This is a genomic window from Colwellia sp. 6_MG-2023 (assembly GCF_030547765.1).
Taxonomy (GTDB): domain Bacteria; phylum Pseudomonadota; class Gammaproteobacteria; order Enterobacterales; family Alteromonadaceae; genus Colwellia.
In genome coordinates this window covers 75,540-87,596 of the sequence record NZ_JAUOPP010000016.1, presented here as the reverse complement: position 1 = coordinate 87,596, position 12,057 = coordinate 75,540, and the positions used below count along the sequence as shown (strand labels likewise).

Here is a 12,057-nt window from a genome sequence, read left to right as displayed (position 1 = left end):
GTTACAAGCCAAATAAATTGTTTTTATAATTACTTGGCTAATTTTTTTATCAGTTGTGCTAAAGCTTGACCACGATGACTTAGCTTATTTTTCACATCACGGGGTAATTGTGCTGAGGACAATTGTAAGTCTTCTTGCCAAAAAATAGGATCATAACCAAAACCTTGCTCGCCTTTTTTTTCGTGGCTAATACTACCTTGCCAAATACCATGACAAATAATGGGGGTAGGGTCATTTTCATGTTTCATATATACCAATACACAATGGAAGCGTGCTTTGCGTTGTTCAGTAGGCGTATCTTTTAATGCATTAAGAAGCTTGCTCATATTGTCATTGTCAGTGACGTGATCACCAACAATATCACTCGCATAACGGGCAGAATAAACACCAGGAGCGCCATTTAACGCATCAACTTCTAAACCTGAATCATCAGCAATAGCAGGTAATCCTGTTATTTTAGCTGCATGGCGCGCTTTGATAATGGCATTTTCAACGAAAGTTGTACCTGTTTCTGCAATGTCTGGCACATTAAAATTACTTTGCGGTACTATTTCTATTTGATATTTACTAAGCAGGCTAGCTAACTCTTTAACTTTACCTTGGTTGCCAGTGGCTAAAACTATTGTAGGCATAAATGACAGGACTATATAAATGAATAATTGTCGGCAATAATACGGGAAAAAAGAGAGCGGTACTAGGTTATATTCTCAAGGTTATGACCCTAAGCCCTTTATACCTTCTCTTTTGGTATAGATTTAATCAACATAAAATTTTTGGGAAAACGTTAATGTCTGCTGTTCTTTACCGTCATTAATTTCCAAGGTGAAATGCAATGTTTCTTCATCGTTATAGCTAACTTGCGCTAAATAATAGATAGCATCACCTTCTTTTACTTCTTCAAACGCTAAGTTTTTAAATTGGCCCAAATTATTTTTTGCTTGGCCAATAATACTAACCGTTTTAGCTGGGTGACCTGCCTTTGTATTATCAAGTACTGAAATATTAACTAATCCATTATAGCGACTACGCGTTATACCGTAAGCTTTAGCTATTTCAGGCGTAAAAAAGGTTGAACCGATTGCCATGTAATGAACGTTCATTGAGCCTAATGGTTTCATGTTTTCGGCGTTAGCACTCGATATAACTAATAAGCTTATCGTGAACGCCAATAATAATTTAACGATTAGATTATTCATATTATTTCCTGATTTGTTGGTTTAAAAATAGCCGGCTCTAAATAGATAGTAATAAAACAGACTTTTTATTTTTTATATTAATTCAAATGGGCGGTGCTAGTTATCTCACCTCAAGTTTATATTTAAGATGTTTATGAGTATAATATCCACGCCTCTCTGAACCTCTATTTTGCGTTATAAAGCTCCCCAGTAGGGTAAAGATCCTGACAGGAGAATATTGATAACATTCATCGCTAAAAAGGCAACAATCATAGATAAATCTAAACCACCTAAATTAGGAATAATACGTCTAATAGGGTTTAAAAATGGTTCAGTGAGTTGATGGAATACTGCTAGGGTAGGGTTATAACCTTGAACAACCCAACTCATTACCGCCATAATAATCATTATCATAAACAATAAAAAGCCCGCTTGTTTTAACAGCACTAACAAACCGATATAAAAAGCTAATAAACCTAAGCTTTGACCTGTTATGGCTGCTAAGGTAAAAAACTTTAAAGTGGCGACAGCATATGCAATTAATATTGTTGCTAAATCTATCCCACCTAATCCAGGTACAATACGGCGTACCGGCACAACCAAAGGATTACTCACTTTTACAACGAACTGACTTAAAGGATTATAAAAATCAGCTTTTACCCATTGCAGCCAAACTCTCATGATCAAAATTATTAATAAGGCATCAAAAGCGAATCTTAATAAGTATGTAATTGCTTCCATATTTTCTCCTAAGTAGCAATATAATCTCTTAGTATACTGCTATTGTATTTATTGTAATCTACACTCTATTTGTTACTTGAAATGTTAGTTGCCTTTTGCCATTTCTTCAGCTCGGGCTATTGCGGCATTCATTGCATTACCGACCATTTCTTCAATACCATCTGCTCTAAACTGCTCAAGAGCAGCAAAGGTCGTGCCGCCTTTTGAAGTGACATTTTCTCGTAGTGTACTAATTGCTGCACTGCTATGCTCTACCATTTGTGCTGCACCAAGTGCAGTTTGTTGTACTAACATTCTGCTTTCTTCTGCGCTAAAGCCTAGCATTTGTGCGTGTTTTTCCATTGCTTCCATAAACAAGAAAAAATAAGCGGGTGCAGAGCCTGCCACAGCAATAACATCATTTATTTTATCCTCAGTTGGGAGCCAGATCACTTTACCAACAGCAGACATCAACTTATCACTTGCAGCTTTTTGTTCTTTACTGACTTCATTTGAAGCAAACATGCCACTCATGCCTAAACCTAATTGTGATGGTGTGTTTGGCATAACGCGAACAAGGGCGGCATTACAATGAAGTGCCTGTTGAATTTGAGCAACTGTTGTACCCGCAGCTACAGAAATAAACAATTTATTTGATATATCTAATGCACTACTAAGTTGCTCACAAACATCACAAATAAAATGTGGTTTTACACTTAATACGATAATATCAGCAAAAGTTGCCGCTTCGATATTATCACTGGTATGTTGTACGCCAAACTCGTTAGCTAGCTGTACTCTTTTCTCAGGAGACGGATTGGCAACCATAATGTTTTTTGCTGCAACACCTGAGCTTATTAGCCCTACAATGATTGCACGGGCCATATTACCTGCGCCAATAAATGCTATTTTATTCATGAAAATTATCTACCTTTTTGTGCGAATACGTTTTGTTAGGTTACTTGTGTCAGAGTACTTTTTTAGGGTACTTTCTTCAGAGGAAGTACTGACTTATATTTAACTTCTCTCTCCAAAAATGGCCGTACCAATTCTGACCATAGTGGAACCATGTGTAATAGCCAACGTTAAATCGTTCGACATTCCCATGGATAGCGTATCTACAGTAGGATATTGGGCCTGTAATTTGTTAAACAAGTGCTGCATTTTTACATAACTTGTTTCTCCAGCATTTTTCTCTGGAATGGCCATTAATCCTCGTAAGGTGAGTTTATCACAATTATTAACGACTTCAGCCAAAGAAAATACTTCATCTATCATAATGCCAGATTTCGATGCCTCTTCACTAATATTGACTTGTAAACAAATGTTTAGCGCGTTATCTTTGCAAGGAACTTGCTGATTTAAATCATTTAAATGTTCATTTAAGCGTAATGCTATTTTGGCTCTATCTACACTGTGAACCCAGTTGAAGTTTTGAGCGATAAGCTTGGTTTTATTCGATTGAATAGGGCCAATAAAATGCCAGCAAATATTAGATAAATGTGACAGTTTAGTGATTTTCTCTACTGCCTCTTGTAAATAGTTTTCACCAAAATCACGCTGTCCAGCTAAGTAAGCTTGTTCTATTGCTGCTATAGGTTTAGTTTTACTTACGGCAAGCAAAGTTATAGGATTTTGTCTACTATCGGAATATGACAGATTTTCTTGCTTAGAGGTAATATCCGCGTGATGATGAAAATTAACACGAGAACTTGCATGGTAAGCCTGATCTATTTTTGATTTTATTTTTTGGATATTTTCGTTAATTTTATTCATTATGTTAGTTAGTAGCATTTGACTGATATATTTTTATTGATAATAACAGTTTGTGAGATTGGTATAAAATACTAACGATCGCTATTTTGGACTGTGATACTTTTACCATCTATATTTTGATAAATAATACCACCGAGGTTTTTTATGGATATTACTGAACTACTTGCCTTTAGTGTGCAACATGAAGCATCAGATTTACACTTATCGACCGGGTCACCGCCTTTGATTCGTGTTGATGGTGATGTTCGTAAACTTAATATACCCGCTTTTGACGCTAAAGATGTTAACGCATTAGTCTACGACATTATGAATGATCGTCAACGTAAAGAATATGAAGAAAAGTTAGAAGTGGATTTCTCCTTTGAAGTGCCTAATTTGGCTCGTTTTAGGGTTAATGCTTTTAATCAAAATAGGGGGCCTGCAGCGGTATTTCGTACTATCCCGAGTACAATATTATCTCTTGATGATTTAGGTTGCCCTGATATTTTTAGGGATATCTCTGATACGCCGCGTGGTTTAGTTTTGGTTACAGGTCCTACAGGCTCAGGTAAATCGACAACGTTAGCGGCAATGGTTGATTATATTAATGATTCGAAAAATGATCATATTTTAACTATCGAAGATCCAATAGAATTTGTACATGAAAATAAAATGTGTTTGATTAATCAGCGTGAAGTACATCGTGATACATTAAGTTTTGAGGCAGCATTACGTTCAGCTTTACGTGAAGATCCAGATGTTATTCTTGTCGGTGAAATGCGTGATTTAGAAACTATTCGTCTTGCCATGACTGCCGCTGAAACAGGGCACTTGGTTTTTGGTACCCTTCATACAACGTCTGCTCCTAAAACGATTGATCGTATTATTGATGTTTTTCCGGCAGCGGAAAAAGCGATGGTACGCTCCATGTTATCAGAGTCTCTTAGAGCCGTTATTTCTCAAACGTTAATTAAAAAAGTGGGCGGTGGTCGTGTCGCCGCTCATGAGATTATGATTGGTACGCCAGCTATTCGTAATTTAATTCGTGAAGATAAAATTGCACAAATGTATTCATCAATTCAAACGGGTATGTCGAATGGTATGCAAACCATGGATCAGTGCTTACAAAATTTAGTTAGTAGAGGCATTATTACTAAAGGCTCGGCTATGGAAAAAGCCGTTGATAAAAATCAGTTCAGAAGCTTTTAAATTATGTGTAATTAATAAGATAGGAATAATTAATGGCTTTTCATCAGTTATTAGAAAAAATGGTTGCTGCACAAGCTTCCGATATGTTCGTTACCGCAAAGTTACCTGTTAGTGCAAAAATTAATGGTGAGTTACAGCCTATTGATGATCAGGTTTTAACTGCAAAAGATGCATTAGCTTTAGTGCATAACGCGATGAATGAAAAACAGATTCGTCAATTTGATGAAGAAAAAGAATGTAATTTTGCCATTTCAATTGATGGAATAGGACGTTTTCGTATTTCTGCTTTTTGGCAGCGTGATATGGCAGGTATGGTTGTTCGTCGTATCGTTACCGAAATACCTGATGCCGATGAACTTGGATTACCGTCTGTGCTGAAAGATGTTGTGATGTCAAAACGTGGCTTAGTGCTTTTTGTTGGTGGTACAGGTACTGGTAAATCAACGTCAATGGCATCATTAATTGGTTATCGAAATCGTAATGCACGTGGGCATATTCTTACTATTGAAGATCCAGTGGAATTTGTTCATGAACATGGTAAAAGTATGATAACTCAGCGTGAAGTCGGCTTGGATACCGAATCATTTGATGCTGCTTTGAAAAGCTCTTTACGACAAGCGCCTGATGTTATTCTGATTGGTGAGATTCGTAGTAAAGAAATCATGGAACACGCATTAAGTTTTGCAGAAACAGGTCATTTATGTATTGCTACTTTACATGCTAACAATGCAAACCAAGCAATCGATCGTATTATGCATTTAGTACCCGCTGATCAGCATGGTAAATTATTATTTGATTTAGCATTGAATCTTAGGGGGATTATTGCTCAGCAATTGGTGCCAACTCAAGATGGTAATGGCCGGGTTGCTGCGATTGAAATTTTATTAAACTCGCCTTATGTATCAGAGCTTATTAAAAAAGGGGATGTTGGTAGCCTCAAAGATGTCATGAAAAAATCAAATGAACAAGGTATGCAAACCTTTGACCAAGCATTATTTAATTTATATGACGAAGGCTTAATTACTTATGCTGATGCGCTTCATCATGCTGATTCTCCAAATGATTTACGTTTAATGATTAAACTACGAAGTAACGATCAAAGTGGTACCGGAGGGCTCGCAGGTGTAACACTTGATGGGCTTGACGACTATACTGACTAACCGCTTTACTATATTTTAGTTGCTAATTTTTAATAGTTTTAAATTATTAAATGTTAGCTGCTAATTTCTCTTTATATCTCAATGCTAATACTTTTAATAAATCTCGCCAAGTAATAATTCCTATTGGTTCATTCTGGTTATTGACTACTGGTAAGCAGGACACATTATTATCATATAAAAGTAAGACTGCTTCGTTTAGTGATTGTTGTGCTTGAATGGTAATTAAATTGCGAGCCATTATTAAATGCAGCTTTTTTTGCATTAAAGCGGTATCTCTGAAGGTTTCATGGCTCGTGCCAACCGTTGGGCTTAGATGTTTATATAAATCTCTATCTGTAATTACACCGGCTAATAAACCATTCTCGTCAGTAATAATAGCGTGATGTACGTTGTTATTTTCAAAAAGATCCTTGGCCTTACTTAATGGAGAGTCCATAGAAAGGGTAAGTAAACTGCGGTTCATTAACTTTTCAATTTTCATATGTTTATTCTACTTTTAATGATTCCATAATGGTGAGTATAGCAATAGATAATTTTCCATGAAAACTATCGCCTTATATAAAATTGTATGCTTAGATGGTTTAATAAAATAAAAATGTTAATTATCTATTTTTTAACAAGTATAGCAACAGCTGTTATCGCTATACTATGTATTCTAAAACGCAGCATTTCCGAATCATAGAGGCAATTAATAATGGCGAAAAATTTATATAGTGCATTAGACGATCAACAAGAAATTAGTCAAATTGATAATGTGTTATTAATGCAAAAAAAAGCCTTTGTAAATGACCCTTACCTTTCTGCACAAGCACGTATAGATGATTTAGTTAAATTAAAATCAGCTATTCTTAGCTCTCAAGAGGCTTTACTTCAAGCCCTGTCAAAGGATTTTGGCTGCCGTAGTATTGACGATAGTAAAATGGCTGATTTAATGCCTACAATTATGGGTATTAATTATGCTATTAAACATATTAAAAAATGGATGAAACCATCAAAACGTCATGTGGGGTTACTTTTTCAACCTGCGAAAGCTTTTGTTATGTATCAGCCGTTAGGGGTTGTTGGCATTATTACACCGTGGAACTATCCATTATTTTTATCGCTTGGCCCTTTGACCACCGCACTTGCTGCTGGGAATAGAGCGATGATTAAAATGTCTGAATTTACACCTGCTACAAATGATGTAGTAAAAGAAATGCTGTTGAGTATATTCTCAAACGATAAAGTGGCTGTAATTAATGGTGGCTCTGATGTTGCCTCTCACTTTTCTGAACAACCTTTTGATCATTTGATTTTTACTGGGTCAACCCGTGTTGGTAAAGTTGTTATGGCAGCAGCAGCTAAAAATTTAACGCCAGTTACTTTAGAGTTAGGCGGTAAATCACCAACAATTATTGATGATGAAATTGAGATTAACGATGCTGTCTCCCGTTTTATTTTAGCTAAAACGCTTAACGCAGGACAAACCTGTGTCGCACCTGATTATATTCTTTGCCCTGAGCGACGAGTTGATGAATTAAAGCATGCGATAAGCAAACAATTTATAAAAATGTACCCTAGTGTGGCTGATAATAACGATTATGGTGCAATAATTAATGATATGCAGTTACAGCGATTGAACCAATGGCTAGAAGATGCACGAGCTAAAGGAGCTATTTTAACGCCATTAGGTAATGACAATCTGCAAGATTGTTTGTCGGCAGGTAAAATTCCATTAACGTTAGTTAATAATGTAAATGACGAAATGCTGTTAATGCAGGAAGAAATTTTTGGGCCTATTTTACCCATCGTTAGTTATAAGGATATAGATGATGCGATTGCTTATGTAAATGCTAGGCCTCGTCCACTGGCTTTATATTTATGTAGTCATAATACTGATATTCAGCAAATGGTACTTGAAAAAACACATGCTGGCGGTGTTTGTTTAAATGATGCAGCAATGCATGTGGCTCAAGATGATATGCCATTTGGTGGCATAGGCCCCTCAGGTATGGGCCATTATCATGGCCATGAAGGTTTTTTAACTTTTTCCAAAGCAAAATCAGTCTTTAAAAAAGGTAAAATAAATACGGCATCTACTGCATTTCCTCCCTATAATAAATTAGTTCATAAACTTATTTATAAACTATTTTTAAAATAATACTCTCCTTTTATTAATGAGAAGGTAAAACGCTCTACATTATTTTATAATAAACTATCAGTTTTACCCCTGTAATAAAAATGTCACATAAGTGTCATATACTCTGCGAAGCTAAAATAAATTAAGCGTATATAGGTCGATTTCACTGTATTATGTCAACTTGATTAAGTTATTCTCCACTCAAATTTAATCAAATTGGTAGTGTAGGAAAGTTTAACTTAGTTAAATAAATACGGTATGATCAACATTAATTGATTTACAACGAAAATAATAACTGGAAAATATCATGGCCAGCAATTCAATATTGGGTGTTTTTGCAAAGTCCCCAATTAAACCATTAGTAAAACATATCAAATTGGTTGTTAAATGTAGCAATCAACTTATTCCATTTTTTAACGCTTGTAGCGAACAAAACTGGAGTGAAGCAGCCAAGGTTCGTCGCAAGTTATCTAAATTAGAGCAAGATGCTGACGTATTGAAACGACAATTACGATTAGAGCTGCCAGGTGGTTTATTTATGCCGGTAGATCGAGCTGATTTGCTTGAGCTACTTAGTCAGCAAGATAAAATAGCGAATAAAGCTAAAGATATTTCGGGGCGTATTCTCGGTAGAAAGTTAGAGATTCCTGAAAGTTTGCACACACAATTTGATGCTTATTTAGCACGCTGTATTGAAGCAACTGAAAAAGCAGCTGAAGCGATTAGTGAATTAGATGATTTATTAGAAACTGGCTTTCGTGGACGCGAAGTAGAGTTAGTTGAAAAAATGATAAATCAACTAGACGAAATTGAAAAAGATACTGACAACATGCAAATCGTGTTGCGTAAAGATTTACTTGCTTTAGAAAGTGAGTTAAATCCCGTTGATGTAATATTTTTATATCAAATTTTTGATTGGGTTGGTGATTTAGCTGATCTTGCTGAACGTGTAGGCGCACGTTTAGAAATTCTTTTAGCTAGAAAATAGGGTTTAACCGATGGAAATTATACAAAATTCAGGCTCTATTTTAGTCATGATCGCCGCTATTGTTGGTTTGTTTATGGCGTGGGGTATCGGTGCTAACGACGTAGCAAATGCGATGGGTACCTCAGTTGGCTCAAAAGCGTTAACTATTAAGCAAGCAATTATTATTGCTATGGTCTTTGAATTTGCCGGTGCTTATTTAGCGGGTGGCGAAGTTACCTCAACGATTCGTAAAGGGATTATTGACGCTAGCTTTTTTATAGATTCACCTGAATTACTCGTCTTTGGGATGATTTCAGCGCTATTTGCTGCGGCAACTTGGTTACTTATTGCATCTGCTTTAGGTTGGCCTGTATCTACAACACATTCTATTGTTGGCGCTATTGTAGGTTTTGCTGCTATGGGCGTGAGTGTTGATGCTGTTACTTGGTCTAAAGTGCTTGGTATTGTAGGCAGTTGGGTAATAACCCCATTAATCTCTGGTGTTATCGCATTTATTATCTTTAACAGTGCTCAAAAGCTGATTTTCGATACAGATAAACCGTTGGTACAAGCTAAGCGTTGGGTACCAATGTATATGTTTTTTGCTGGTTTTGTTCTTGCGCTAGTGACAATTACCAAAGGTTTAAAACACTTAAATTTACATATAGATACGGGTGATGCCTTTATTTATGCTGGTATTACTTCTGTTGTTGTCGCTTTAATTGGTAAATATTTCATTAGTCGAATTAAGTTTGATGAATCTGCAGAGCTTAAAACACATTACGCCAATGTAGAGAAAGTATTTGCTGTATTAATGATTGTTACAGCTTGTTGTATGGCCTTTGCTCATGGTTCGAATGATGTTGCTAACGCTATTGGTCCATTAGCTGCGGTTGTTAGTATTGTTGATAATGACGGTGCAATTTCAGCTAAATCAGCAATAGCTTGGTGGATATTACCATTGGGTGGTTTTGGTATTGTTGCTGGCCTAGCTATCTTTGGTCATAAAGTTATTGCAACTATTGGTCAAGGCATTACGCATTTAACACCAAGTCGTGGCTTTGCTGCTGAATTAGCTGCAGCATGTACTGTCGTTATCGCTTCAGGAGCAGGTTTACCTATTTCGACTACTCAAACTTTAGTAGGTGCGGTATTAGGTGTTGGAATGGCACGTGGTATTGCAGCAATTAATTTAGGTGTAGTACGTAATATTGTTATTTCTTGGGTAATTACATTGCCTGTAGGCGCAGCATTATCCATTATATTCTTCTGGATGATGAAAGGGATATTTGCTTAATATCTTGAGTTAATCGATAGCTCAATAATAGTAATAAAAAAGCCGCATTTATTGATGCGGCTTTTTTTGTGGTTTGTAGATGATAATCTAATATAATACCAAATGGGGAAAAGTCAGATTATGTTTACTAGCTACGTTCAGTAACTTCAAGTAAATGATATCCAAATTGAGTTTTTACAGGACCTTGAACTTCATTAAGTGGAGCAGAAAAGACCACTTTGTCAAACTCAGGAACCATTTGTCCTGGACCAAAAGTTCCTAAGCTGCCACCTTGTGCTTTAGATGGGCAATTTGAGTGCTCTTGTGCTACTTCTGCAAAATCCTTTCCATTTTCAATATCGGCTTTTAATGCTAAACATTGTTCTTCGGTATCAACCAATAAATGACGTGCTGCTGCTTGAGACATGCTTTTTCCTATTTATAACTATAGTGAGAATTAATTTCACTAACAATAACGTATCTAGTCATAGATTTAAAGCGGGTGTATCGATTTATTCTTGTGTCAAATTAGAGCGGCTGACACCTGCTTTATTTAATTAGAGAGCTTGCTGTGTGCAGAAAAAATAGAGCAAGGAAAGTTAATACATTAAAGCAATAATGGATTAATATAATTTAGCGCAATATCATCTCACTGCATTTCGTTAAGTATAAGAGGAGAGTAATTTATTGATTATTGAAATTGGTATAATATAAAGCCAAGGCTTAAATCATATAATCGTTGTCTATGGAAAATAATATCTTCAATAATAAGTTGCCTAATCTTAAACATTTAAATTACTTACTGGCACTTGATAAACACAAACACTTTAATAAAGCTGCTCAAGCTTCATTTGTGAGTCAATCAACCCTAAGCAGTGCTATTTTAAAGTTAGAAGAGCAACTTTCATGTCAATTATTAGAGCGCGATCATAAGAGCTTTGTGTTTACTAGCCATGGTAAGCAAGTCGTTTTACTTGCAAAGCAATTATTATTAAATGCTAATGAATTTGTTACTTTTGCTAAGCAACAAGAAAGCCAAAACGAAGGGAGCATCCGAATAGGTTGTATACCGACGATAGCCCCTTTCTTATTGACAGATTTAGTTTTGTTGTGTCAACAGCAATTGCCAAAACTTGAGCTTTATTTGTGTGAAGATACGACTGATAACTTAATGGTACAGCTAGAGCAAGGAGAGATTGATTGTGCTATTTTAGCTTTTCCTATGCCCAAGCATAACTTTTCAATGCGAATATTAGGTAGAGATAAATTCTATATTGCAGGTGAAAAAAATCTGGTGGCTAGTATGTTAAATTCTCGAAATTACGATAGTTTGCCCCAAAAGAGTATATTTTTACTAAAAAAAGAACATTGTTTAACAGAGCATACCGTTGCCGCCTGTCAACTAGCTGATTACAGTCGCATTAACAGTTTTTCAGCGTCAAGCTTAGCAACTTTGGTTCAGATGACGGTTTTTCATCATGGCATAACATTTCTCCCTCAAATGGCGGTAGAAAAAGGCGTTGGGAAATTAGAAGGATTAACTATAAAACCAATAGAAGATGATGTTTATCGAGAAATAGGCATGATATGGCGAAAAGCAAGTATGAGAGAACAGTCTTTCTTGGCTTTAGGCGAGTTAATATCTGACTTACTTAATAAGTGAGTAGCAATATCAT

13 protein-coding genes are annotated in these 12,057 nt (G+C 35.9%); 6 read left to right on the top strand and 7 right to left on the bottom strand.

The features are described from left to right. Window positions 1-29: 29 nt before the first annotated feature. The 5 genes from rdgB to Q4503_RS11580 form a co-directional block, all read right to left on the bottom strand. Window positions 30-632 (bottom strand): RdgB/HAM1 family non-canonical purine NTP pyrophosphatase, encoded by a 603-nt coding sequence (rdgB, locus tag Q4503_RS11600; protein ID WP_303602359.1) that lies wholly within the window; start codon window positions 630-632, stop codon window positions 30-32. A gap of 123 nt (window positions 633-755) precedes the next feature. Then, window positions 756-1,196, bottom strand: coding sequence for a DUF4426 domain-containing protein (locus tag Q4503_RS11595; protein WP_215971303.1), 441 nt, complete (start codon window positions 1,194-1,196; stop codon window positions 756-758). 174 nt (window positions 1,197-1,370) lie between these two features. Continuing rightward, on the bottom strand, window positions 1,371-1,916 hold the full coding sequence (locus Q4503_RS11590) for a YggT family protein (protein ID WP_215971302.1): 546 nt from the start codon (window positions 1,914-1,916) through the stop codon (window positions 1,371-1,373). Window positions 1,917-2,000: 84 nt separating this feature from the next. Beyond that, the gene (gene proC / locus Q4503_RS11585) at window positions 2,001-2,819 is read right to left on the bottom strand and encodes a pyrroline-5-carboxylate reductase (RefSeq protein WP_303602364.1); all 819 of its coding nucleotides are present in this window, start codon (window positions 2,817-2,819) and stop codon (window positions 2,001-2,003) included. Between the two features lie 93 nt (window positions 2,820-2,912). Beyond that, window positions 2,913-3,671 (bottom strand): YggS family pyridoxal phosphate-dependent enzyme, encoded by a 759-nt coding sequence (locus tag Q4503_RS11580; RefSeq protein ID WP_215971301.1) that lies wholly within the window; start codon window positions 3,669-3,671, stop codon window positions 2,913-2,915. A gap of 144 nt (window positions 3,672-3,815) precedes the next feature. Between Q4503_RS11580 and Q4503_RS11575 the strand changes: the two genes are divergently transcribed. Both Q4503_RS11575 and Q4503_RS11570 read left to right on the top strand, forming a co-directional pair. Further along, window positions 3,816-4,859 (top strand): type IV pilus twitching motility protein PilT, encoded by a 1,044-nt coding sequence (locus tag Q4503_RS11575; RefSeq protein ID WP_215971300.1) that lies wholly within the window; start codon window positions 3,816-3,818, stop codon window positions 4,857-4,859. A 32-nt stretch (window positions 4,860-4,891) separates the two neighbouring features. Then, window positions 4,892-6,019: a PilT/PilU family type 4a pilus ATPase gene (locus Q4503_RS11570; RefSeq protein WP_215971299.1), complete on the top strand. Its 1,128-nt coding sequence runs from the start codon at window positions 4,892-4,894 to the stop codon at window positions 6,017-6,019. Between the two features lie 46 nt (window positions 6,020-6,065). Here the strand turns inward: Q4503_RS11570 and Q4503_RS11565 are convergent, their stop codons facing one another. After that, on the bottom strand, window positions 6,066-6,500 hold the full coding sequence (locus Q4503_RS11565; protein WP_215971298.1) for a CBS domain-containing protein: 435 nt from the start codon (window positions 6,498-6,500) through the stop codon (window positions 6,066-6,068). A 213-nt stretch (window positions 6,501-6,713) separates the two neighbouring features. On the opposite strand from Q4503_RS11565, the gene Q4503_RS11560 reads away from it, so the two are divergent. From Q4503_RS11560 to Q4503_RS11550, 3 genes are all read left to right on the top strand, one after another. After that, window positions 6,714-8,159, top strand: coding sequence for a coniferyl aldehyde dehydrogenase (locus Q4503_RS11560; RefSeq protein ID WP_303602358.1), 1,446 nt, complete (start codon window positions 6,714-6,716; stop codon window positions 8,157-8,159). Window positions 8,160-8,445: 286 nt separating this feature from the next. Continuing rightward, complete coding sequence (locus tag Q4503_RS11555; protein ID WP_215971296.1) at window positions 8,446-9,126, top strand: TIGR00153 family protein; 681 nt, start codon at window positions 8,446-8,448, stop codon at window positions 9,124-9,126. Between the two features lie 10 nt (window positions 9,127-9,136). Continuing rightward, window positions 9,137-10,402: an inorganic phosphate transporter gene (locus Q4503_RS11550; RefSeq protein ID WP_215971295.1), complete on the top strand. Its 1,266-nt coding sequence runs from the start codon at window positions 9,137-9,139 to the stop codon at window positions 10,400-10,402. Window positions 10,403-10,529: 127 nt separating this feature from the next. Here the strand turns inward: Q4503_RS11550 and Q4503_RS11545 are convergent, their stop codons facing one another. Further along, window positions 10,530-10,808, bottom strand: coding sequence for a peptidylprolyl isomerase (locus Q4503_RS11545; RefSeq protein ID WP_215971294.1), 279 nt, complete (start codon window positions 10,806-10,808; stop codon window positions 10,530-10,532). A 318-nt stretch (window positions 10,809-11,126) separates the two neighbouring features. On the opposite strand from Q4503_RS11545, the gene Q4503_RS11540 reads away from it, so the two are divergent. Further along, a complete protein-coding gene (locus Q4503_RS11540) occupies window positions 11,127-12,044 on the top strand; it encodes a hydrogen peroxide-inducible genes activator (RefSeq protein WP_215971293.1) in 918 nt (305 codons plus the stop codon). Window positions 12,045-12,057: the final 13 nt, after the last annotated feature.

Coding starts and splice junctions, on each gene's coding strand:
- rdgB (WP_303602359.1), bottom strand. CDS start 632: ATGCCTACAATAGTTTTAGCCACTGGCAACCAAGGTAAAGTTAAAGAG.
- Q4503_RS11595 (WP_215971303.1), bottom strand. CDS start 1,196: ATGAATAATCTAATCGTTAAATTATTATTGGCGTTCACGATAAGCTTA.
- Q4503_RS11590 (WP_215971302.1), bottom strand. CDS start 1,916: ATGGAAGCAATTACATACTTATTAAGATTCGCTTTTGATGCCTTATTA.
- Q4503_RS11580 (WP_215971301.1), bottom strand. CDS start 3,671: ATGAATAAAATTAACGAAAATATCCAAAAAATAAAATCAAAAATAGAT.
- Q4503_RS11575 (WP_215971300.1), top strand. CDS start 3,816: ATGGATATTACTGAACTACTTGCCTTTAGTGTGCAACATGAAGCATCA.
- Q4503_RS11570 (WP_215971299.1), top strand. CDS start 4,892: ATGGCTTTTCATCAGTTATTAGAAAAAATGGTTGCTGCACAAGCTTCC.
- Q4503_RS11565 (WP_215971298.1), bottom strand. CDS start 6,500: ATGAAAATTGAAAAGTTAATGAACCGCAGTTTACTTACCCTTTCTATG.
- Q4503_RS11560 (WP_303602358.1), top strand. CDS start 6,714: ATGGCGAAAAATTTATATAGTGCATTAGACGATCAACAAGAAATTAGT.
- Q4503_RS11555 (WP_215971296.1), top strand. CDS start 8,446: ATGGCCAGCAATTCAATATTGGGTGTTTTTGCAAAGTCCCCAATTAAA.
- Q4503_RS11550 (WP_215971295.1), top strand. CDS start 9,137: ATGGAAATTATACAAAATTCAGGCTCTATTTTAGTCATGATCGCCGCT.
- Q4503_RS11545 (WP_215971294.1), bottom strand. CDS start 10,808: ATGTCTCAAGCAGCAGCACGTCATTTATTGGTTGATACCGAAGAACAA.
- Q4503_RS11540 (WP_215971293.1), top strand. CDS start 11,127: ATGGAAAATAATATCTTCAATAATAAGTTGCCTAATCTTAAACATTTA.